This window comes from Chryseobacterium polytrichastri, from assembly GCF_900142445.1.
Taxonomy (GTDB): domain Bacteria; phylum Bacteroidota; class Bacteroidia; order Flavobacteriales; family Weeksellaceae; genus Chryseobacterium; species Chryseobacterium polytrichastri.
Window position 1 is genome coordinate 20528 of record NZ_FRAV01000010.1, and the last position, 21770, is coordinate 42297.

Below are 21770 nucleotides of genomic sequence, written 5' to 3' on the forward strand. Positions count from 1 at the left end.
TCTGTTTTGAAGACATATAAATATAAAGCTTGTTCAAACTCATTTAAAAATTAAACCACAAAAAGTACAAAAGCTATTATTGAATCGTTTAAAGTTTAGCTATTTTTAAAACTTATGTGCTCTTATTAGCGGTTAAAATAAAAGGTTTAAACAAGTTCATAATAAAGAACGAAATAATGCAGAATATAGTAGGAATAGATATTGGAGGATCTCATATTACGTTGGCTCAGGTTGATCCGCAAAAACGTGAAATACTGACCTCTACTTATGGGAGAGAACATGTTGATTCTTTTGAGCCTCGTGAAATTATTTTTTCTTCATGGACGTCTGCCATTGAAAAAGTGGCTCATGATCTGAGTAGAGAACATCTTTTAATAGGGATCGCAATGCCCGGACCTTTCGATTATGAAAATGGGGTTTCTTCCATGCAGCAAGGAAAGTTTATGGATATTTATCAGGTAAATATCAAAGAAGAACTGGCAAAGAGACTTTCAATTTCTTCTAATCAGATTCATTTTTTAAATGATGCCGCTGCATTTATGGAAGGAGAGGTTTTCGCAGGTTGCGCGCAAGGATATAAAAAAGTTTTTGGGGTAACGCTGGGAACAGGGCTTGGAACCACTTTTTATAACAACGAAACTGCCACGGATGAAGATCTGTGGGATTCACCTCTCAAGGATTCTATTTGTGAAGACTATCTGGCAACAAGATGGTTTGTCAACAGGTATGCAGAATTAACAGGAGAAACAATTTCCGGAACCAAAGAATTACTGGATAAGCCTGAAGAAATACGAACCAAGATATTTGATGAATATGCAGATTCTTTTGCAGAGTTCATGATAAGATATGTAAGAAGTTATGAACCTGAAGTTTTGGTTATAGGAGGAAATATTGCAAAAGCTTTTCCTTATTTTGAAAAAAGATTTATTTCTAATGTAAAAGAGAATAATCTTAACCTACCCATAAAAATTTCCGCTATTTTTGAAGATGCAGCCATTTTAGGAGCTGCAAGCTATGCTTTGAAAAAAGCCTGAATAAATTAATAAAATGATAATGAAGTCTTTATTTTCTACTTATTTTCTTTTACTAAGTACTTTGATTTTTAGTCAGAGCTCATCCCCGGTAGATTATGTAAATCCGCTTATGGGAACGCAATCCAAACCCTCTTTGTCGAATGGAAATACCTATCCGGCAATAGGACTTCCGTGGGGAATGAATATATGGACGCCCCAAACGGGTAAAATGGGAGATGGATGGGTTTATAGCTATGATGCCGACAAGATAAGAGGTTTTAAACAAACGCATCAGCCATCTCCTTGGATGAATGATTATGGCGCTTTTGCGATCATGCCGGGCGTTGGTAAATTGAAATTTAAAGAAGAAGACAGAGCAAGTTGGTTCAGCCATAAAGCAGAAAAGGTAACTCCTTATTTCTATAGTGTGTATTTAGCGGATATCAACGTAACAACTGAATTTACGCCTACAGAAAGAGCTTCTTTTTTTAAATTTGATTTTCCTAAAACAGATAGCGCGTATGTCGTGATTGATGCGCTGGATAAAGGTTCTTATATAAAAATTTTCCCAAAAGAAAAGAAGATCATAGGATACACCACCAAATATGCCTCAGGAAAATATGAGAATTTTAAAAACTATTTCATTATCCTGTTTGATAAAGATTTTGATGTAACCACCGCTTGGAAGGATGATAAGTTCATCAACAATCAGCTGGAAGTTACCAGTAATCATGCAGGAGCAGTCGTTGGTTTTAAATTGAAAAACAAAGAATCGGTGTATGCAAAAGTAGCCTCTTCTTTCATCAGTTTTGAGCAGGCAGAAATAAATTTGAAGAGAGAAATTGGAAGCAAAAGTTTTGAACAGGTAAAAACAGATGCTAAAGATATTTGGAATAAAACCTTAAATAAGATTGAGGTAAAAGGAGGAACAGATCAACAGATGAGAACTTTTTACTCCTCTTTATACAGAACGTTGTTTTTTCCACAAAAACTGTATGAAGTTGATGCGCAGAATAAAATAAAACACTGGAGCCCTTATAACGGGAAAATAGAAGAGGGTAGAATGTTTGCAGGAACGGGCTTCTGGGATACTTTCCGTGCATTATATCCTTTCCTGAATTTGGTGTATCCAAGTATTAATGTTGAAATGCAGGAAGGCTTGGCCAACGCTTATAAAGAAGGAGGTTTCTTACCGGAATGGAGCAGTCCCGGATATTCCAATATTATGATTGGAAACAACTCGGCTTCCGTAGTGGCAGATGCTTACATCAAAGGACTTCGTGGATATGATACAGAAACACTTTGGCAGGCGGTAAAACATGGCGCCAATAATGAAGGCCCAATGGATGCTGTAGGACGTAGAGGAGTTGAATATTACAATCGTTTAGGGTATGTGCCTTATGATGTGAAAATCAACGAAAATGCAGCCCGAACGTTGGAATATGCTTACGATGATTTCGCTATTTATCAGTTAGGAAAAGCGTTGGGGAAACCAGCTTCGGAAATTGATATTTATAAAAAGAGAGCCTATAATTATAAGAATATGTATGATCCGGAGACGGGGTTAATGCGTGGTAAAAATCAGGATGGCAAATTCCAGAAACCTTTTAATCCTTTTAAATGGGGAGATGCTTTCACAGAAGGAAACAGCTGGCATTATACTTGGTCTGTTTTTCAGGATATTGATGGTCTTGCAAAATTAATGGGAGGCAAAAAGAAATTTGAAGCGAAACTGGATGAGGTTTTTTCTCTTCCACCAGTTTTTGACGATAGCTATTATGGAGGTGTGATTCATGAAATCCGTGAAATGCAGATCATGAATATGGGGCAATATGCCCACGGAAACCAGCCCATTCAACATATGATTTATTTATATAATTATTCAGGATCGCCTTATAAAACTCAATATTGGGCAAGAGAGGTGATGAATAAATTATATCAGCCAACACCAGACGGCTATTGTGGAGATGAAGATAACGGGCAGACTTCTGCGTGGTATGTTTTCTCTGCCTTAGGTTTTTATCCGGTAACTCCGGCTACAGATCAATATGTTTTAGGAGCGCCATTATTTAAAGAGGCGACGATTCATCTTGAAAACGGAAAGAAAATAGAAATAAAAGCGCCACAAAATAGTGCTGAAAATCTATATGTAAAATCATTGAATATAAATCAGAAACCTTATTCTAAAAACTGGCTGAGCCATAAAGAATTGATGACAGGAGCTGTTCTGGACTTCCAAATGGATAGTAAACCAAACAAGGAAAGAGGTTCACAGGAAAAGGATTTTCCATATTCAATGTCAAAAGAATAATCATTTAATAATAATTTTTTAACCTATAAATACAACTGTAATGAGTGCAGAAAAAAAAGAAATATTTGATAGAGTAGAAGAAATGTTGGGAACACAGGGTTTTAACATTGCTGCAAAGGATGATACAAGACCTTGGGGTGGTTTTTTTGTGATTGATGAAAACCAGGCACAGGATTTTGCGAACCAATATTTTGATGGAATTGATGTAGAAAGTTTAAAAATTGGAGGAAAGCTAAGTCCGAAAATCTTATTAGTTGCTCCGGATGCAAGACTAAGCTGGCAGTATCACCACCGTAGAGCAGAGATCTGGCAGGTAGTAGAAGGTACAGTTGGAATTAAAAGAAGTAATACCGATGAAGAAGGCGAGTTGAAAGAATTCGGTCCAAAAGATCAAATCAAGCTTCAGCAAGGAGAAAGACACAGACTTATTGGTTTACAGGGTTGGGGTGTAGTTGCCGAGATCTGGCAGCATACCGATGCTTCTAATCCTTCTGACGAAGACGACATCGTGAGAGTGCAGGATGATTTTGGAAGGTAATTCTAAACTAAAATATACATCAGCCTCTGTTCATCATTTCTCTATTTTAGAGCGTGGCGAGCAGAGGCTTTTTTTAAGATTAAACCGTATGAAAAAATATATTTTATGCTTTTGGATAGGGATTTTGTTTGGGGTGAATATTCAGGCACAAACGTTTTCATCACCCAATGGTCAGTTAAAATTAAATTTTACCATTGAAGAAGGGGGAAGTCCCTATTATTCTTTAGGCTATAAAGATAAAAGTGTAGTAAAAAACAGTAAGTTAGGGTTTACGATAAAGCCTTCCTATTCTTATGATTCTGAATTTAAGATAGAGAATATTGATTATGCTTCTTTTAATAAAAATTGGACCCCGGTTTGGGGACCCAACAAAGAAGTAAATAATCACTACAACGAAATGTTGGTGCATTTAATTCAGCAGAAAACAGGCTGGAAGCTGGATATAAGATTTAGACTTTTTGATGATGGATTGGGCTTTCGATATGAATTTCCCATTCAATCTGAGTTGAGACATTTTACGATTAACAATGAAACAACGACTTTCAATCTAGGGAAAGACTATAAAGCTTTTTGGATTCCTGCAGATTATGATACGAATGAGTTTCCAGTGTCAACCTCTCAGTTATCTGAAGTTTCGAAACTCATTGATGATGCTAGAAAAGAATCTTTGGCAGCGAAAGCGCCAAGTAAAAGTCTTGCGGTACAGACTCCGCTAATGTTGAAATCTCAGGACGGACTTTATATCAATATTCATGAGGCAGCTTTGGTTAATTTTCCTGCCATGAGCCTTACTCTTGATGAGAAAAATTTTAGTTTGTCATCTAATCTTACACCGGATAAAAACGGAGACCGAGGCTTTATTCAAACAGGATCGGTGAGTCCGTGGCGCACCATGATTATCAGTGATGATGCCAGAAAAATATTGTCATCTAATCTTGTGGTTAACCTTAATGAGCCAAGCAAAATTGAAGATACATCCTGGATAAAACCGATTAAATATATTGGAGTTTGGTGGGAATATTTTACAGGAGGAGGTTCTACTTGGGCGTACTCTAATAATCAGGATATTAGAATAGGAAAAACAGACTACACAACCTTACCACCCAATGGCACTCATGGAGCCAATACGAAACATGTAAAAGAATATATAGATTTCGCGGCAGAAAACGGATTTGATGCTGTCTTGGTAGAAGGCTGGAATGAAGGCTGGGAAGATAATCAGGCGTACAGGAAAGAACATATTTACAGCTTTACGAAAGCATATCCGGATTTCGATGTAAAGGAGCTTCAGGCATATGCAAAAAGTAAAAACGTAAAAATCATCATGCATCACGAAACCACATCTTCTGTTGTAGACTATGAAAGACAGCTTAATGATGGTTTTAAGTTTATGAAAGACAATGGTTATGATGCGGTGAAAACGGGATATGTAGGACCTATTATTCCCCGAAGTGAATATCATGACGGGCAATGGATGGTGAATCATTATCAATATGTTGTGGAAACGGCTGCCCGATATCGTATCATGGTCAATTCACATGAAGCCGTGCGCCCAACGGGTTTGTATAGAACTTTCCCCAACTGGATTGCTCAGGAATCGGCAAGAGGAACTGAGTTTGAATCTTTTAGTGGAAACAAGCCCGATCATACAACCATTTTACCGTTTACCCGACTGATAGGAGGTCCTATGGATTATACACCGGGAATATTTGAAGGAGATCTATCCGTATATGGCAATAACAAAGCGCAGTTAAGTACAACGCTTACCAAACAATTGGCTCTTTATGTTACGATGTATAGCCCTCTTCAGATGGCAGCAGATTTAATTGAAAACTATAAAAAATATCCTGATGCTTTTCAGTTTATTAAGGATGTGGCTGTAGATTGGGATTCTTCCTATATTCTTGAAGCAGAGCCTGGAGATTATGTTACCATTGCAAGAAAAGCAAAAAATAAGAATGAATGGTTTGTGGGAAGTATTACGGATGAGAACCCAAGAGAAGCGGTTGTAAATTTATCGTTTTTGCCTAGAGGAGAAAAATTTGAAGCAACGATATATAAAGATGGAAAACAGGCGAGCTGGAATCATAATCCTAAGAGCTATGAGATTTCTAAGCAACAAGTGAAATCAAACGAAACATTGAAAATAAAAGTAGCTCCCGGAGGAGGTTTTGCAATAAGTATTAAAGCTTTGAAATAATTAAAAGGGTTTATTATTTCAGGACTAAACAACGCTATAAAAGAAAACAGCTCCAATTTTTGGAGCTGTTTTTATTAATATTAAAATAAGTTATTTCTAGAAAGTTACATCTAATCCAACATAGAAATTAGCTTTCATAATTGGGGCATACACCATTCCGCCATCAAAGTAGTTTCCGAAAGGGTTTCTGAAATCTACAATCGCATTTTTCTGGTAATAAGACGTTAAATTCTCCCCGCCAACATACGCTCTGATCTTTTTATTGAAATTTCTTGAAACCTGAGCATTCAAAACTGCATAAGATTCTGAATAAGTAGGCAATTGAAATTCTTCTGGATTGCTTGATGTGTTAGGAAGTCTTTGCTTTCCAACCCAGTTTAAAGTGGTATCAAAACTCCAGAATGCACCTTTATCATTTTTGTTGGTTGAATAGGCAAGGTTTACAAAACCTCTGTGCTTAGCCATGAAAGGGATTTCTCTTCTTCCATCCAGATAATCAGCCTGAACATCATAATACTTATAGGCTAATCTTACATCAAAGTTTTTGAAAGGCGTAAAATCCCATTGTGTTTGAAAAGAGTTCGCAAAAGATTTACCTTCTAGGTTATAGAAAGTCAATTGTTGAGGTGAACGATCTAGATCAACCAAAACTTGATTCTGGAAATCTGTTCTGAAGAAATCTGCAATAATTGAAGATTTTCTTCCAAAGATCTTGAATTCCTGTTGTAAACTGATCCCGTAATTCCAAGCAATTTCAGGCTTTAAACCATAGATGCTTCCATTATTTTGTAAGATCTGAATATTTCTATTAGACGCAAAATATTGTTGATTTTCAGCAAAAACATTCGCGGTTCTAAAACCTCTTCCTGCAGAAAGTCTCAAAATAGTCTGTGGAGTGAAATCATATTTAAAGTTCAATCTCGGCGTAAACTGAGTTCCTGCTAAATTGTGGAAATCGGCTCTGGCTCCAGCGACTAAAGTATATTTTAATCCGGTCAACGTATATTCCGCAAAAATTCCCGGAACAATTTCGTTTCTTTTGAAATTATCTGTCAAATACGTTTCATCATAACCATCATACATAAAACTTGCACCTGCTTTATATTTGTGGTTGGTATTCCCTAAAATACTTTCAAAAATTAAATTTGAGTAATACGTCTGCTGCTTTCCTGAATAATTTCTAAGACCGAAAAAACTGTCCTGCTGGTGATAAACATATTGGTTCATCCAGCCTAAACTTTGGTAAGGTTTACCTTTAAAAACATATCCTGTTTTATTCCAAACCTGAAATCTTGAGATGTTAATTCCAACACCGTAAGCGGTTTGCTTATCCTGAGGCAGTTGTTTGTTGAAATCTGTTTGTCCTGCCGTTCTTTCATCCTTGATGAAGTTAATTCCAAAGTGTGAACCGAAACCTGACTTTTCTAAATCGTTATAATTAAGCAAATAAGCTGTGTTGATTTGAGTTCCTTTTGGACGGTCAAGAAAACCGTCTTTATTCATATCGGTATTACCGAAAGTTCCGTTTCCGTGAAGTAAAAACGTTTGAGACCATTTTTCATTAATCTTTGAAACGTTGGTAATATTGGCTTCGGCTCTTCCATTAAAATCAGAAAAAAGATTTAATGAAGTTTCAGGTTCTTTAGAGTTTTTTAAAAGCTCTGTATTAATCTGTCCTGTAATACTTTCATATCCGTTGGTAACGGTGCTTCCTCCTTTGGTTAATTGGATGCTTTCGATCCATCTTCCGGGAATAAAGCTTAATCCATAAGCAGAGGCTAATCCTCTGATTTCAGGTAATAATTCTTTAGTTAAACTCGTGTATTTTTGGTCTAAGCCTAACATTTTCAATTGTTTTGTTCCTGTAACGGCATTGCTGAAAGAAACATCAACCGTTGCATTGGTTTCAAAACTTTCAGACAAATTACAACAAGCTGCTTTTAATAATTCTTTTTTATCGATATTAAAAACCAATCCTGCTTCTTTCTTGCTTAAAGATGTTGCTGTTTTTCCCCCTGTTAGAACAACGCCTTCAATGCTTTTTTCACGATTGTCATGACCTTCATGGCTTTCGTTTGTATCAATTGTTTCCTTGTGTTCTGCGTGTTCAGACGTTGCACCTTCTTCATAATGTACATTAGGATTCTTTTCTCCTAATGCAATTTCTCTGTCATACAAACAACATCCCGGAAGGTTTTTATAGGTGGCATCTGATGATTTATACTTTTCATTATCATGACCCACATCTGCAATTTTCTTTAAAATTTTATCTGCTGAGGTTTTTGATGAATCAAAATCTAATGTTACGGTTTGCTTTTCTGCATTCCAGTCTGCGGAATTGGCACCTGCCTCTTTTGCTGCTTTTTCAATTCTTGCTTTACAAGACGCACAGTTTCCTTTTACATAAAATTCATTTTCTTTTTTATGCTGATGATCGTGTGCTTCTACAGGAGTTGGGTGAAGATTTCTGTCATAATGACAACATCCCGGAAGACTTTCATAGGTCTCATTTGATGCTTTGAATTTTTCATTGTCATGTCCTGCTCCTGCCACTTTCTTCAAGATCTCATCAGTTGAAATATTGCTGTCTGTTTCTAAGGTTAAGGTTTGTGATTCAATAGAATAACGGGCTTCTTTTGCGCCTGCTTTTTTAGCGGTTGTTTCTATTCTTTCCTTACACATTTCGCAGTTTCCTTTTACTTTGAACTGGTTTTTAGAAAGATTTTGAGCAAAAATAATTTGGGTAAATAATAAGAATGCACCAAGAATTATCTTGGAAATATATAATTTCATTTGTTTAAAATTTAGATTAATTAAAAAATCGGTCCATTATAAAATAATGAACTGGTTGATATGTAATTAACCTAGTTTGGGCGGTTGCCAGATATCTTTTAAACCATCTGAAACATAAGGATCAGAATATTGAAATTGTAAATTTTGTGTAAGATTAAAATTAGATAAATCTAAAGATAATAAAGATTTAGAAGGGGTAATTTCTAAAAATGGAGCGCAAGAGACGCACAATGTACAGCAATCATCATTACAAGATGATTTACTTTCTTTGTCTTTAGAGTGATGTTCTTTTGATGAAGTGTGATGGTTTTTGCAACAATCATCTGATTTTGACTCTTTTTTGCAGCAAGTTTCCTGTGAAGCCTGAGCATAAAAGTTATCCTTTGGAATCAAAAAAATCCCCAAGCAGAAAATGATCGTCAAAATCTGTACTAGTTTCACGATTGCAAATTTACAAAAATTATGGCAAAGGTTCTCCTACTTTTAATGAACAACTATGAAAAGGCTCACCATGAGCAGGATTTAATTTTGGTTTTTCACCCATTGCAAGAGCTTGTTGAGGAGCTGGTGCAGGAGTAGTCTGAACATTTGTTGGAGTGGCTTGTGGAGCTGGTTTGCTGCTTAAAGGCTGCCCAACAGGGATGTCGCATCTATGACCTGGTTGCCCATGTGGAGGATTCATTCCGGGAGCTGTTTTCGTCGCCTGATTTTTATCAGGAACTATAATTTGTCCTGCTGGTAATGTATTAGGATCAACTTGAACGGCATTAGGAACGGTATTAACAGCGACGTTTTGAGCGGGAGCAGGTGTACTATTCAAGGGTTGTCCAACAGGAATATCGCATCGGTGACCTGGCTGTCCATGTGCAGGATTCATTCCTGGTGCTGCAATAGAAGCGGCGGCTGGGCTGGAAATTCCGGCTTGATCTAAAATAGACGGTTGAGGCGTATTGACAACTGCGTTTGATTGAACGCTGGTTTCTTCCTTTATATATGTTGCCTTTTCGTCTTTTTTACAAGAAACGGTTAATAGTGAAACAGCTATAAAGCCTAAAAATGTATTTTTCATATCCAGAATTGGTATGAAACAAAATTAGCAAAACATTTTTAATTGTTTTGCTAATTTTATATTTATAATCTTGTTTTAGAACTAATTTTTAACTAAAAGCCTAAATCCTTCTCCATGAACATTGATAATTTCCAATCCTTCGTCATCTTTTAATAATTTACGAAGCTTAGCAATATAAACGTCCATACTTCTTGCGGTGAAGTAGTTTTCTTTTTTCCAGATTTTTCTTAATGCAAGATCTCTAGGCATAAAGTCATTTCTGTGGATACAAAGAAGTTTAAGCAATTCATTTTCTTTTGGAGAAAGTTTGTATTCTTTGTCACCCACTCTCAATTGTCTTAGCATAGAATCAAAGAAGATATTACTGATCTTGAATTGTTCCTGTTCTTCATTTTCTAATGTAGAACTTCTTTGAAGGATAGCTTTTATTTTGTATAGAAGTAGTTCAGTATCAAAAGGTTTTGTGATATAGTCATCAGCTCCCAATTGATATCCTTTTAATATATCTTCTCTCATATTTCTTGCCGTCAAGAAAATGATAGGAGTGTTTTTATCGATTTTTTTTACGTCTTCAGCTAATGAGAATCCGTCTTTTTTCGGCATCATGACATCGAAAATACAAATGTCGAATTCGTTTTCGGTAAATTCTTTCAATCCCTGTTCTCCATCTACTGCCAGTGTAACTTCAAAATTATTGATCGTTAAATAATCTTTCAATACTGCTCCGAAACTCTGATCGTCTTCTACTAATAATATTCTGTTGCTCATAGTTTTAAAAATTAAAAATTAAAAAGTAAGAATGAAATCACTCATCGTACTTTCTTAATTATATTGTTATTTGGGTTCCTATTTATTTTAATTAACTCATTGGAAGTTTTATCGTGAAAGTACTTCCTTTATCTTTCTGAGAATCTACAATTACTTCTCCTTTATGCAGTTCTACAATCTTTTTTACGTAGGAAAGACCAAGGCCTTGTCCTTTTACATTATGAATATTTCCTGTTTCTTCTCTAAAGAATTTATCGAAAATTTTGGTTCTGTTTTGGGTTTCCATCCCCATTCCTTTATCGGAAATTTCAATTACATATAAGTTACCTTCATTGCTGGTTCTTACATGAATTTCAGGAGTCTCAGGAGAATATTTATTGGCGTTGTCTAATAAATTGACTAACATATTTGAAATATGAAATTCATCTATTTTAAAAATATATTTATCAGCTGTAAACTCCTGTGTAAGCGAGCCGTTTCTTTGTTTTACAATCAGGTTGAATGATTCGGTAGTCCTTTTTATGAGCTCTCTAACGTTGGTTTCTCTTAAGAAGAGTTCAACTTCATTTCTTTCTAATTTGGACATGTTGAGGACATTCTCAACCTGCTTTTTCATCCTTAAATTCTCCTGCTTGATCAATTCTGAATAGTACTTAACTTTATCAGGATTGGTAGCAATTTTATCATTGGCTAATGAATCTGTTGCTACGGAAATGGTTGCTAAAGGTGTTTTAAATTCATGAGACATATTATTAATGAAGTCTGTTTTTACTTCAGCCAATTTTTTCTGCCTCATCATATAATTAATGGAAATAATATAGATTCCTAAAATAGTCAACAATGAAAGGAAAGTCCCTAAAAGCATAGGCCAATTGTTCATGGCTAATGAATATTCTTTTTTAGGAAATACTAATGCTAAAGAATATAAAGTACGTTCTTTATTATCTGTAAAAAGCGGATAACTGTAAGGTGTATTATCTTTTTTGTCTTTATAGTCTTTGTTTACAATACTTGTAATATTGTTATTTTTATCAGTAACACCATACCCAAACTTTGCAGAAATCCCTCTTATTTTAAGCTCTTTTGTAATGATAGAATCTAGAACTTTATCGTCAACTCTTTTGGTAATTGGTAAATTGTTTCCATAGACTTTAGCAAACTCTTTTATGGTATAATCCCCATTTTCAATATCATTATTGAGTTCTGTGGTAAGTTGCTGGGGCTTCGTAGTGTCCCTTTTTATTTTATAAGCGGCTTCATCACTGTAAAGGGTAGTCCATTTTATAGAATCTCCTCTTTGCGAAATAGGAAGCTGCGTTTTCTCAATAATATTTTTGGCATAAATAATCTGTCTCTGAGTTCCAGAATCTTCTACTTGCTGAATGGTGGTTAAAGAAGGTTGATTCTTGCTGGCAATAACATTTTTACGGAAATTTTTATTGTCTTGATTCATGTATTTCTCTAACTCAATTTCAGTAACACTTTTGGCAGTGCTTTCTAACGCAGAATAGACCTTACTTGTAAAGTCTTGTTCAAGTGCAGTATAATATCTTTTCAGCCAATAAAATTGGAGTGTAACAAAGACAATCAGTGAGATGGTCATAAACACCGAAATTATTGGGATGAACTTATTATTCATTAGTATATTTTATTGTTTTTAGAATTATGAATGTTAAAATTAATTGTTTTAAGACTTGATAAACAAAAAACGAGCCAAAAAATTGTGTAATTTTTCTTAAAACTACGATTTTTAACATTTTATTATAAATTTATGAATACAGAACATAGGAAAAGCCCTGTCATAAATTAAAATAGTAAATTTATTACAAATAATTACTTATGGAATCTATTATGATTTTTAACAAAGATTTTGACTCGAAGAGTGTTTATGTAATGAAAATTTTTCACGCAGATGTTTCAAAAGTGTGGAATTATTTCACCGAATCTCATTTATTGGATGAATGGTGGGCTCCGAAACCATGGAAATGTGAAACTAAAAAACAGGATTTTAAAGAAGGAGGAATTTGGTTGTATTCAATGGTTGGTCCAGAAGGAGAGAGGCATTATGCTCAAGTAAAGTACGGTGAAATTATGGAGCATAGAAGTTTTGACGGTATCGCTTCATTTTGTAATGAGGAGGGAGATGTTGATGAAAATGTTTCTGGGTCACAATGGCTTGTTGGATTTACAGGAGTGGAAGAAGGTGCAAAAGTGACAATCAATATTCATTTCGCGTCGGAGGAAGCGATGAAGAAGCAATTAGAAATGGGTTTTGAAGAAGGCTTTACAATGGGATTGAGTCAATTAGAAGAGATTTTAAAATAATTTAAGCCATTAAGATTTGATTAAGTTGTTAAGGATATTAAGTTTACTTTGTGTGAGACTTAAAAATCAGAATGATTTTCTTAATTAAGCTTAATTCTTAAAATGATCTTCATAGTTTAAAATAAGAAAACGGAGAGTACAACCTTTCCGTTTTCTTATTTTGATTAAAACAATTCTTCGTCTTGAAAATATTGAATAACTGCCTTTTTCATCAGCAACGATTGCTCGTTGGGCTTTAGTTCGGGTAATCCTTCCAGTTTTTCAAAGTGCGGCCATCCGTCTTCATAATGCGAGAATTTATAATAACCAAAAGGTTCTAATAATCTACAAACAGCAATATGAATTAAATTTACTTTATCTTCTTTCGTATATTTTTGTTGGCCACTTCCTAATTCCTGAAGACCAATTAAAAATAAGATGGTCTCAATCGGTGGATTCTTTTCAGTCTCAAAGTTTTCCTCGAAAAATTGTTCTACTTTTTTCCAGTATTCAGCTTCGTTAATCATAATCTATAAATGATAAGTGATATTTGATAAATGATAAAAGTTAAGCCTTCAACATCTTTCTATATGAAGCAGTAACTTTTAAGATTTCCTCAGTTTTAATTTTTAAATCTAATAAAATTTCGTTTTGAACGTAATTAAGTTCTTCTAGCATTTCAAGCCAAAATAATGTTTCGTCTGTTTCTTCTATAACGATGGATATTTTAGAAAATCTTTCTGCCTTTGATCTAGCTCTACACATTGCCCTATAATTGGCTGCCATTGATGTGGATGAGCGATATACTTGTTTTCTAATTACAGAAAAAGCTTCTTGATAAGGAAGTTTAGATAATTCCTGAATAATTGCAACGGCTAATTGCTTTGTTTTTGAAGCAAAAAGTTTGTTGTAATCTACATTATCCATCATTTATCATTTATGAATTATTATTTATTTTGAGCAGGAACGCATATTCCAATGCGTCTTCTTTTAATGATTCAAATCTTCCGCTTGCGCCTCCGTGTCCGGAACTCATGTCGGTTTTGAATAATAAAAGATTGTTGTCTGTTTTTAACTCTCTTAATTTCGCGGTCCATTTTGCAGGTTCCCAATATTGAACCTGAGAATCATGCAGACCTGTTGTAATCAGTATATGTGGATATTCTTTCGCTTCTACATTGTCGTATGGCGAATATTCCTTCATGTATTGATAGTATTCTTTGTCGTTTGGATTTCCCCATTCGTCATATTCCCCAGTTGTTAATGGAATTGTTTCATCCAACATTGTTGTCACAACATCTACAAAAGGAACCTGAGAAACTATTCCGTTGAATAATTTCGGTTCATAGTTGATAACCGCTCCAACCAATAATCCTCCTGCACTTCCGCCCATTGCATATAAATGTCTTGATGAAGTGTAATTTTGTTTGATTAAATATTTTCCGGCATCAATAAAGTCGAAGAAGGTATTTTTCTTAAACAGCATTTTACCGTCTTCGTACCATTCTCTTCCTAAATATTCTCCACCTCTAATGTGAGCGATTGCATAAATAAAGCCTCTGTCTAATATTGATAACCTTACATTAGAGAAACTTGCATCAACTGTATGTCCATAACTTCCATAACCATATAAAAGGACAGGAGTGTCTGCAGATTTTTTCGTGTCTTTGTGATAGACTAATGAGATTGGAATTTTTGTTTCTCCCTCTCTTGAATCTGCCCAAATTCTTTCAGAAATATAATTTTCAGCAAAGAATTTTCCTCCCAAAACTTCCTGTTGCTTCAGTAGTTTTGTGGTTTTGTTCTTCATGTCATACTCATAGGTAGAACCAGGCTGAGTTAATGAAGTATAACCGTAACGTAAAACTTCTGTGTCAAATTCTAAATTGATACTGATATAAGCGGTGTATGTTGGGTCAGAGAAAGGAAGATAATAAGATTCATTTGTTTTCTCTTCAATGATTTTTATCTGTAAAAGACCTTCTTCTCTTTCTTCAAGAACAAGATAATTTTTAAATATTTCAAAACCTTCCAATAAAACTTCTGCGCGATGCGGAATGACGTCTACCCAGTTTTCCATTCCACAATTGTCGATTTTTGCTTTTACAATTTTAAAATTGATTGCGTCATCGGCATTGGTGATAATGTAAAACTCATCTTCATAATGTTCTACAGAATATTCTAGATCATCAATTCTTGGTTGAATGGTTTTCCATTCTACAAAAACATCATCAGCAGGAATAAAACGGTGCTCGTCTGAAATTGTGCTTGAGCTTGCCAGAAAAATATATTCTAATGATTTTGTTTTAAAAACATTCACATCAAAAGTATCATCCTCTTCATGGAAAATTAAAATATCTTCTGAAGGTTCTGTTCCTAATTTATGTCTGTATACCTGAAATGCACGTAAGCTTTCATCTTTTCTGATGTAAAAAACATGCTCGTTATCATTTGCCCAAACAGCTTTCCCTGTGGTGTTCTCTATTTTATCGGTAAGAATTTCTTCCGTTTCTAAGTTCTTGAAATTAATGTCATAAATTCTTCTTCCAACATTATCAGACGAAAAAGAAGTTAATTTATTATTCGGACTTACAGCAACGCTTCCCACTTCGAAAAATGTTTCACCTTCTGCAAGAATATTTACATCAAGAATGATTTCTTCTGTATTCTCTAAACTTTTATGTTTTCTGCAAAAAATAGGATATTCTTTTCCTTCTTCATAACGTACAATATACCAGTATTCATTAAAGAAATAGGGTAAAGATTCGTCATCTTTTTTGTAGCGGGCTTTCATTTCTTCGAAAAGCTCTTCCTGAAGCTCTTCGGTATCCTTCATCATAAATTCTTCGTAAGCATTTTCTTCTTCAAGATATTTTATGACTTCAGGGTTTTCTCTTTCATTGAGCCAGAAATAATTGTCAGTTCTTTTATCTCCGTGTATTTCTAGTGTTTTTTCTATTTTTTTTGCCTGTGGAGCTTCCATTCAATATTAATTCTTGTTCAAATTTAGTTAAAAAAAAGCCATCTTTCCTTGTATTGAAAGACGGCTGTTTTATATTTTATAGTAAAAGTTACTTATGAAGAGCTTTTACATACTTTTCAAGGGCCATTGTCATAGATGGTGTTTCTTTTGTAGGCGCCATTAGATCTACTCTTAATCCTGCTTCTTCAGCGGCTGCTAACGTTGTGTTACCAAAGACACCAATATTAGTTTCATCCTGTTTGAAGTCTGGGAAATTCTGTTGTAAAGATTTAATTCCTTGTGGACTAAAGAAGATCAGCATATCGTAATCTTTAATTGTAATATCTGTTAAATCACTACAAACTGTTCTGTACATGATTGCTCTTGTCCAATCTACGTTTGCCGCATCTAAAGTTTTAACAATATCAGGACTTAAAACATCTGAAGATGGTAATAGATACTTTTCAGTAGGGAATTTCTTGAAAAGAGGTGCAAGATCTGAGAAGTTTTTCTCCCCAAAGCTAATCTTTCTTTTTCTGTAAACAATATGCTTTTGAAGATAGTTCGCTACTGCTTCAGACTGGCAGATATACCTCATAGTATCTGGCACTGCAAAACGTAATTCTTCAGCGAGTCTGAAATAGTGGTCTATTGCATTCTTACTGGTAAAAATAATTCCAGTGTACTGTGTTAGATCTATTTTCTGTGTTCTAAGTTCCTTGTTGTCAACACCTTCGACGTGGATAAAAGGACGAAAATCAATCTTTATTTTTTCCTTCTTCGCTATATCTAAATATGGAGAAGACTCACTAGGCGCTGGTTGTGAAACCAATATAGACTTTATTCTCATCATTGACATTTATTAAAAAAATAATACTTTCCAAAGCAGTAATAATGGTGCTATTTGGAGGGTGCAAATATACAAAAATTTATAATACCATTTTTCGGGTAAAACATTGTTCTTGTGAAATAAATAGAAAAAAACTTTAAAAATGAATACAAATGAAAAGAACAACAAATAGTATAAAAACATTTTATTTCTGTCAATAGGGAAATAGTAGTGGGTTACACATAAAATTATTAACAAAAATGACAAAACAAAGTAAAATTTTGTAGAGGTGAAGTAAAAAACTATCCATTTTTTACCATCTCCTATACTTTGGTAGAAAATAAATCCTAATGTAGTTTTTATTAAATAAAATAAAACAACGGCTATTAAACTATATCCAAATTTGTTCAACTGGTATCCCAAAATATTTAGATCAGCAATGTTTTTTGGGACAATTGGGATATATTGTGAGATTAAAACAGCTAAAGTAAGAGCCATCACACAAGAGGTGATGATCCAGCTTGGGAGGTTGTTGCTGGCATCAAAATATTTCTGCAGCAAAAAGTCTTTTAGATTGGCGCCTCTTTCTATGATATTCATCATGAATAGGTATAAAAATATACAGCCCAACAATATAAAGATTACCCAATCGTTGTTCTCGGGTATCCTTACGTGATTTATAAAATTTTGAGATAATGGCAAAGGAATGTTTTTTGCAAAATTATAGATTATTTTGTATAAAATAAAAAGGTTAAATAAACTATCTTTGCAAATTGAAATGAAAAAACTCGTCATCATCCCAACTTATAACGAAAAGGAAAATATAGAAAGTATAATTTCCGCGGTTTTTGCGTTGGAAGATAATTTTCATATTTTGGTGGTGGATGACTCCTCTCCGGATGGTACATCTGAGATTGTAAAAGATCTTCAAAAGAGATTTCCTCATACGTTGCATTTATCGATAAGACATATAAAAGATGGTTTAGGGAAAGCTTACATTCATGGATTTAAATGGGCAATTCAAAATAATTATGATTATATTTTTGAAATGGATGCCGATTTTTCTCACAATCCAAGTGATTTGCCCAAACTTTTCGAAGCTTGTTTAAATGCGGATATGGCCATCGGTTCCCGTTACTCAAAAGGAGTAAATGTTGTAAACTGGCCAATGGGAAGAGTTTTACTTTCTTATTTTGCATCAAAATATGTGAGATTTGTTTTAGGACTTTCGATTCATGATACAACAGCAGGTTTTGTTTGTTTTTCAAGAAAAGTTTTAGAAGAAATAGGATTGGAGAATGTAAGACTGAAAGGATACGGTTTTCAGATTGAAATGAAATTCAGAGCTTTTAAAAAGGGCTTTAAAATTGTAGAAGTTCCTATTATTTTTACCAATAGAATATTGGGCGAAAGTAAAATGAATGGTGGGATTATCCATGAAGCAGTGTTTGGTGTTTTAAATTTAAAGTGGAAATCATTAATCAACAGATTATGAAAAGACTGATCTTCATTTTCGTTTTATTGGGAATGTTCTCATGTGGTGATTATATCGATAAACCAAAGAATTTGGTAGATAAAGACATGATGGCTGAGATTCTTGCTGAGATGGCAATTAATGATCAGGCCACTTTTGTGTATCAAAATAAAAATCTTGAATCCGGAACAAGATATATTCTTAAAACCTATAAGGTAAAACCGAATGATTTTATCGAGAGTTTTAAATATTATGTGGTAAAAGATGAAATGAAGGGGATTGCTGAGGAAGCACAAAAAGTATTAATAGAAAAAGATCCAAAAGCGGATCAATATATAAAAGACAAGTTGAAAAAGAATGGAGTTGCACCTACTTTTGAAAAATAGATAGGATGCAGAAATATTCCATTTGGCAAAAAAGATCAGTCGCCAATGATGGTGAATTAAAGAAGTATACGAATGAAATTTTTTAATATAGAAAAAACCTCTGAAGGTAAGGCAAGAGCAGGAGAGATCATGACCGATCACGGAAAGGTGCAGACACCAATTTTTATGCCTGTAGGAACTGTAGCAAGTGTAAAAACAGTTCACCAAAGAGAATTAAAAGAAGACATTAAAGCCCAAATTATTTTGGGTAATACCTATCATTTATACCTTCGTCCTGGTATGGAAACAATGCAGGAAGCGGGAGGTTTACATAAATTCATGAACTGGGAACTTCCTATTCTTACAGATTCAGGGGGCTTTCAGGTATTTTCGCTTTCAGGAAGTAGAAAAATGTCTGAGGAAGGAGTGAAATTCAAGTCTCATATCGATGGAAGTTATCATTTATTTACTCCGGAAAAGTCTATGGAAATCCAAAGACAGATCGGGGCGGATATTTTTATGGCTTTTGATGAGTGTGTTGCTTATCCTAGTGGATACAACCAAGTAAAAGCTTCTATGGAAATGACCCACAGATGGTTGAAAAGATGTATTGATTGGAATGAGAAAAATCCTGAATTATACGGTCACAAACAAAGGTTTTTCCCGATTGTTCAAGGTTCTACATATTCAGATTTAAGAAAAATTTCGGCTGAAGTAATTGCAGAAGCAGGTGCTGAAGGAAATGCGATTGGTGGATTATCTGTTGGTGAACCGGAAGATGAACTATACAGAATCACTGATGAAGTTACCGATATTTTACCAAAAGATAAACCGAGATATTTAATGGGAGTAGGAACTCCATGGAATATTCTGGAATCTATTGGGTTGGGAATTGATATGATGGATTGTGTGATGCCTACCAGAAATGCAAGAAACGCGATGTTGTTTACTTGGCAAGGGGTAATGAACATGAAAAACGAAAAGTGGAAACAAGATTTTTCTCCTTTGGACGAGTTTGGGACAAGTTTTGTAGATAGAGAATATTCAAAAGCATATGTGCGCCATTTATTTGTTTCTAAAGAATATTTAGGAAAGCAAATTGCATCAATTCATAACTTAGCATTCTATTTAGATTTGGTTAAAGTGGCGAGAGAGCATATTATTGCAGGAGATTTTTATCAATGGAAAGACTCTGTGGTTCCAATTCTTAGACAAAGACTTTAAAAAAGATAAATACATATTAAAAAGAGCGAATAGTGTTTAAAATTATAGACCGATATATCATTAAAAAATACCTTGGGACTTTTAGTTTCATGTTGATATTGTTGTCTGTAGTGGTTTTGGTAATTGATGTTCAGCAGAAGATTCCAAGGATTGAAAACGCTAAATTAATAGACCCTAAATTGGATTTGACGTATTTTCTTATCCATTTTTACCCTTTCTGGATCATCAATTTGATCATGACCTTTCTGTCTATTCTGGTGTTTATTTCGGTGATTTATTTTACATCCAGAATGGCAAATAATACCGAGATTGTTGCCATAATAAGTAGTGGTGCCAGTTTTCATAGGTTTGCAAAACCGTATTTGTTAACTTCTTTATTTATTGCGTGTTTGTCATTGGTTATCAATCACTTTATTCTTCCTTGGGCAAATATTCAGAAAAACCAATTAGAGGCATATACCTACAATGCAAGGAATAAAGAAAAGGTATTAGGGACTGCTCCGGTTTCCGCACAACTCAGCAGAACAGAATATATTTTTGTTAATTCATGGAATAAAGCCGAAAAAAGAGGCTCTGGTTTTGTCTTTCAAAAATTCGATAAGAATAGAAAAATGACCTATGAGCTTAAAGCTTCTGATGTGCTTTGGGATAAAGTTAAAAAGCAGTTTGTTTTAAATAGCTATTTCGAAAAAACAATTAATAAAGACGATACAGAAAAGCTTGGAAACGGTGTTGAGCTAAGGAAAAGTTTTGGGCATGATCCGGAAGAGCTTTTCCCTAACGAATTGTTGGGGCAAAACAAAACAACATTAGAGCTCTTAAAATTTATTCAAAGAGAAAAAGAAAAAGGAAATAGCAATTTAAATACGCATCTCAATGAGCTTCATCAGAGGACTTCAATGCCTGTTTCTATTGTTATCCTTACGTTTTTAGCACTTTCTCTTGCTTCTCAGAAGAAAAGAGGAGGATTGGGGGTAAACTTGGCTATAGGAATCTCACTAGCCTTCTTATTCGTGTTTTCATTTGAAGCATTAAAGGTGGTTTCTGAAAATAAAAGCATGTCGCCTCTGCTTGCGATGTGGTTTCCTAATATTGTCTTTTTCCCGATTGCGTTGTATTTATATCTGAAAAGAGCCAATCAATAAAGAAGTTTTATTTCTTTATGGTAGAAAGATTTTAACCCATCATTTTCAAGATCAATCCATAATTCACCCATTTTGTCGGCGTATTTTATAATGCCATTTTGTCTCTCTTCATTAATTTCGAAGACGGATATTTCATCTTTTCGAAATAGATTTTCATTAAAATGATCCATGATTTCATGTTCGGAAGGAATATTTTTTAATTTTTCAATTAGAAAATGATGGTAGCTGGAAGTGAATTCTTTTAAATCGTATCTTATTTCCGTTTGGGTTAAAAGCGAGCCAGCTTTAGAAATATCATCAAATTCTTCTTGTAACACATTGATACCCGAACCAATGATGTAATAATTGCTTTGATTGATTTTTTTCTTCTCAATTAAAATTCCAACGATTTTCTTATTTTTAAGAATGATGTCGTTCGGCCATTTTATTTTCACTATATTTTCAGTCAAATTGGCAAGGAAATCCCTGATGGCAATTGCGGTATAATAATTGAACAGAAAATCAGACAGCGTTGAGTTTTCTGTTTTAATTGCTAGTGTGTAGGCTAAATTTTTTTCAGCGGTTGAAATCCACGCATTTCCATACTGTCCACGACCTTTTGTCTGGTTGAATGTATGAAGCCCAATAAAATCAGAATTATCGTAAAGTAAATACTGAGATATTTCGTCATTAGTAGAAGAAGACTCTTTTTGATAGAATAGTTGGCCCATTAAGAAAACTTTAAGACTTTAAAAGGCTAAAAGTAAGGCTAAAGTAAAAGAAAAACAATAAATTT

20 protein-coding genes are annotated in these 21770 nt (G+C 34.3%); 9 read left to right on the top strand and 11 right to left on the bottom strand.

Annotated elements, in window-relative coordinates; translation table 11 throughout:
* The first annotated feature begins 176 nt into the window (after nt 1-176).
* The 4 genes from BUB80_RS08080 to BUB80_RS08095 all read left to right on the top strand — a co-directional run bounded on the left by BUB80_RS08080 (nt 177) and on the right by BUB80_RS08095 (nt 6062).
* Nucleotides 177-1034: an ROK family protein gene (locus BUB80_RS08080; RefSeq protein WP_073292429.1), complete on the top strand. Its 858-nt coding sequence runs from the start codon at nt 177-179 to the stop codon at nt 1032-1034.
* A gap of 19 nt (nt 1035-1053) precedes the next feature.
* Nucleotides 1054-3324 (top strand): GH92 family glycosyl hydrolase, encoded by a 2271-nt coding sequence (locus BUB80_RS08085; RefSeq protein ID WP_073292430.1) that lies wholly within the window; start codon nt 1054-1056, stop codon nt 3322-3324.
* A 40-nt stretch (nt 3325-3364) separates the two neighbouring features.
* Entirely contained in the window at nt 3365-3862 is a 498-nt protein-coding gene (locus tag BUB80_RS08090) for a cupin domain-containing protein (RefSeq protein ID WP_073292431.1), read from the top strand.
* Nucleotides 3863-3950: 88 nt separating this feature from the next.
* Entirely contained in the window at nt 3951-6062 is a 2112-nt protein-coding gene (locus BUB80_RS08095; protein ID WP_073292535.1) for a glycoside hydrolase family 97 protein, read from the top strand.
* 96 nt (nt 6063-6158) lie between these two features.
* On the opposite strand, the gene BUB80_RS08100 is transcribed toward BUB80_RS08095, so the two are convergent.
* From BUB80_RS08100 to BUB80_RS08120, 5 genes are all read right to left on the bottom strand, one after another.
* Entirely contained in the window at nt 6159-8855 is a 2697-nt protein-coding gene (locus BUB80_RS08100; RefSeq protein ID WP_175549578.1) for a TonB-dependent receptor domain-containing protein, read from the bottom strand.
* A gap of 66 nt (nt 8856-8921) precedes the next feature.
* Nucleotides 8922-9296, bottom strand: a complete 375-nt coding sequence (locus BUB80_RS08105; protein WP_073292432.1) for a hypothetical protein — start codon at nt 9294-9296, stop codon at nt 8922-8924.
* Between the two features lie 19 nt (nt 9297-9315).
* Nucleotides 9316-9924 carry a hypothetical protein gene (locus BUB80_RS08110; RefSeq protein WP_073292433.1) on the bottom strand — a complete coding sequence of 203 codons (609 nt, stop codon included), beginning with the start codon at nt 9922-9924 and terminating at the stop codon, nt 9316-9318.
* 81 nt (nt 9925-10005) lie between these two features.
* The gene (locus BUB80_RS08115; RefSeq protein ID WP_066753598.1) at nt 10006-10692 is read right to left on the bottom strand and encodes a response regulator transcription factor; all 687 of its coding nucleotides are present in this window, start codon (nt 10690-10692) and stop codon (nt 10006-10008) included.
* Between the two features lie 91 nt (nt 10693-10783).
* Nucleotides 10784-12331 carry a sensor histidine kinase gene (locus BUB80_RS08120; RefSeq protein WP_073292434.1) on the bottom strand — a complete coding sequence of 516 codons (1548 nt, stop codon included), beginning with the start codon at nt 12329-12331 and terminating at the stop codon, nt 10784-10786.
* Between the two features lie 254 nt (nt 12332-12585).
* Here BUB80_RS08120 and BUB80_RS08125 point away from each other — a divergent pair, with 254 nt between their 5' ends.
* Nucleotides 12586-13017 carry an SRPBCC family protein gene (locus BUB80_RS08125; protein WP_228433728.1) on the top strand — a complete coding sequence of 144 codons (432 nt, stop codon included), beginning with the start codon at nt 12586-12588 and terminating at the stop codon, nt 13015-13017.
* Between the two features lie 164 nt (nt 13018-13181).
* On the opposite strand, the gene BUB80_RS08130 is transcribed toward BUB80_RS08125, so the two are convergent.
* The 5 genes from BUB80_RS08130 to BUB80_RS08150 form a co-directional block, all read right to left on the bottom strand.
* Complete coding sequence (locus BUB80_RS08130; protein ID WP_073292436.1) at nt 13182-13523, bottom strand: hypothetical protein; 342 nt, start codon at nt 13521-13523, stop codon at nt 13182-13184.
* 40 nt (nt 13524-13563) lie between these two features.
* Entirely contained in the window at nt 13564-13923 is a 360-nt protein-coding gene (locus BUB80_RS08135) for a four helix bundle protein (RefSeq protein ID WP_228433730.1), read from the bottom strand.
* A gap of 10 nt (nt 13924-13933) precedes the next feature.
* The gene (locus tag BUB80_RS08140; protein ID WP_073292438.1) at nt 13934-15979 is read right to left on the bottom strand and encodes a S9 family peptidase; all 2046 of its coding nucleotides are present in this window, start codon (nt 15977-15979) and stop codon (nt 13934-13936) included.
* Nucleotides 15980-16067: 88 nt separating this feature from the next.
* The gene (locus tag BUB80_RS08145) at nt 16068-16808 is read right to left on the bottom strand and encodes a uroporphyrinogen-III synthase (protein WP_073292536.1); all 741 of its coding nucleotides are present in this window, start codon (nt 16806-16808) and stop codon (nt 16068-16070) included.
* A 12-nt stretch (nt 16809-16820) separates the two neighbouring features.
* Entirely contained in the window at nt 16821-17489 is a 669-nt protein-coding gene (locus BUB80_RS08150; protein ID WP_083547121.1) for a DUF4271 domain-containing protein, read from the bottom strand.
* A gap of 76 nt (nt 17490-17565) precedes the next feature.
* Between BUB80_RS08150 and BUB80_RS08155 the strand changes: the two genes are divergently transcribed.
* From BUB80_RS08155 to BUB80_RS08170, 4 genes are all read left to right on the top strand, one after another.
* Nucleotides 17566-18282 (top strand): polyprenol monophosphomannose synthase, encoded by a 717-nt coding sequence (locus tag BUB80_RS08155; protein WP_073292439.1) that lies wholly within the window; start codon nt 17566-17568, stop codon nt 18280-18282.
* The gene (locus tag BUB80_RS08160) at nt 18279-18647 is read left to right on the top strand and encodes a DUF4296 domain-containing protein (RefSeq protein ID WP_073292440.1); all 369 of its coding nucleotides are present in this window, start codon (nt 18279-18281) and stop codon (nt 18645-18647) included. Before BUB80_RS08155 ends, BUB80_RS08160 begins: the two co-directional genes overlap by 4 nt.
* 72 nt (nt 18648-18719) lie before the next feature.
* Nucleotides 18720-19850: a tRNA guanosine(34) transglycosylase Tgt gene (gene tgt, locus BUB80_RS08165; protein ID WP_073292441.1), complete on the top strand. Its 1131-nt coding sequence runs from the start codon at nt 18720-18722 to the stop codon at nt 19848-19850.
* Nucleotides 19851-19882: 32 nt separating this feature from the next.
* Nucleotides 19883-20995: an LptF/LptG family permease gene (locus tag BUB80_RS08170; RefSeq protein ID WP_073292442.1), complete on the top strand. Its 1113-nt coding sequence runs from the start codon at nt 19883-19885 to the stop codon at nt 20993-20995.
* Here the strand turns inward: BUB80_RS08170 and BUB80_RS08175 are convergent.
* A complete protein-coding gene (locus BUB80_RS08175; RefSeq protein WP_073292443.1) occupies nt 20989-21705 on the bottom strand; it encodes a biotin--[acetyl-CoA-carboxylase] ligase in 717 nt (238 codons plus the stop codon). The two genes, BUB80_RS08170 and BUB80_RS08175, sit on opposite strands and share 7 nt — an antisense overlap.
* Nucleotides 21706-21770: the final 65 nt, after the last annotated feature.

Excerpts from the sequence above, each read along its gene's own strand:
- BUB80_RS08095 (WP_073292535.1), top strand. The coding sequence starts at position 3,951 with ATGAAAAAATATATTTTATGCTTTTGGATAGGGATTTTGTTTGGGGTG.
- tgt (WP_073292441.1), top strand. The coding sequence starts at position 18,720 with ATGAAATTTTTTAATATAGAAAAAACCTCTGAAGGTAAGGCAAGAGCA.
- BUB80_RS08140 (WP_073292438.1), bottom strand. The coding sequence starts at position 15,979 with ATGGAAGCTCCACAGGCAAAAAAAATAGAAAAAACACTAGAAATACAC.
- BUB80_RS08125 (WP_228433728.1), top strand. The coding sequence starts at position 12,586 with ATGAAAATTTTTCACGCAGATGTTTCAAAAGTGTGGAATTATTTCACC.
- BUB80_RS08135 (WP_228433730.1), bottom strand. The coding sequence starts at position 13,923 with ATGGATAATGTAGATTACAACAAACTTTTTGCTTCAAAAACAAAGCAA.
- BUB80_RS08120 (WP_073292434.1), bottom strand. The coding sequence starts at position 12,331 with ATGAATAATAAGTTCATCCCAATAATTTCGGTGTTTATGACCATCTCA.
- BUB80_RS08115 (WP_066753598.1), bottom strand. The coding sequence starts at position 10,692 with ATGAGCAACAGAATATTATTAGTAGAAGACGATCAGAGTTTCGGAGCA.
- BUB80_RS08160 (WP_073292440.1), top strand. The coding sequence starts at position 18,279 with ATGAAAAGACTGATCTTCATTTTCGTTTTATTGGGAATGTTCTCATGT.
- BUB80_RS08145 (WP_073292536.1), bottom strand. The coding sequence starts at position 16,808 with ATGAGAATAAAGTCTATATTGGTTTCACAACCAGCGCCTAGTGAGTCT.
- BUB80_RS08080 (WP_073292429.1), top strand. The coding sequence starts at position 177 with ATGCAGAATATAGTAGGAATAGATATTGGAGGATCTCATATTACGTTG.
- BUB80_RS08110 (WP_073292433.1), bottom strand. The coding sequence starts at position 9,924 with ATGAAAAATACATTTTTAGGCTTTATAGCTGTTTCACTATTAACCGTT.
- BUB80_RS08175 (WP_073292443.1), bottom strand. The coding sequence starts at position 21,705 with ATGGGCCAACTATTCTATCAAAAAGAGTCTTCTTCTACTAATGACGAA.
- BUB80_RS08130 (WP_073292436.1), bottom strand. The coding sequence starts at position 13,523 with ATGATTAACGAAGCTGAATACTGGAAAAAAGTAGAACAATTTTTCGAG.
- BUB80_RS08100 (WP_175549578.1), bottom strand. The coding sequence starts at position 8,855 with ATGAAATTATATATTTCCAAGATAATTCTTGGTGCATTCTTATTATTT.
- BUB80_RS08155 (WP_073292439.1), top strand. The coding sequence starts at position 17,566 with ATGAAAAAACTCGTCATCATCCCAACTTATAACGAAAAGGAAAATATA.
- BUB80_RS08090 (WP_073292431.1), top strand. The coding sequence starts at position 3,365 with ATGAGTGCAGAAAAAAAAGAAATATTTGATAGAGTAGAAGAAATGTTG.
- BUB80_RS08085 (WP_073292430.1), top strand. The coding sequence starts at position 1,054 with ATGAAGTCTTTATTTTCTACTTATTTTCTTTTACTAAGTACTTTGATT.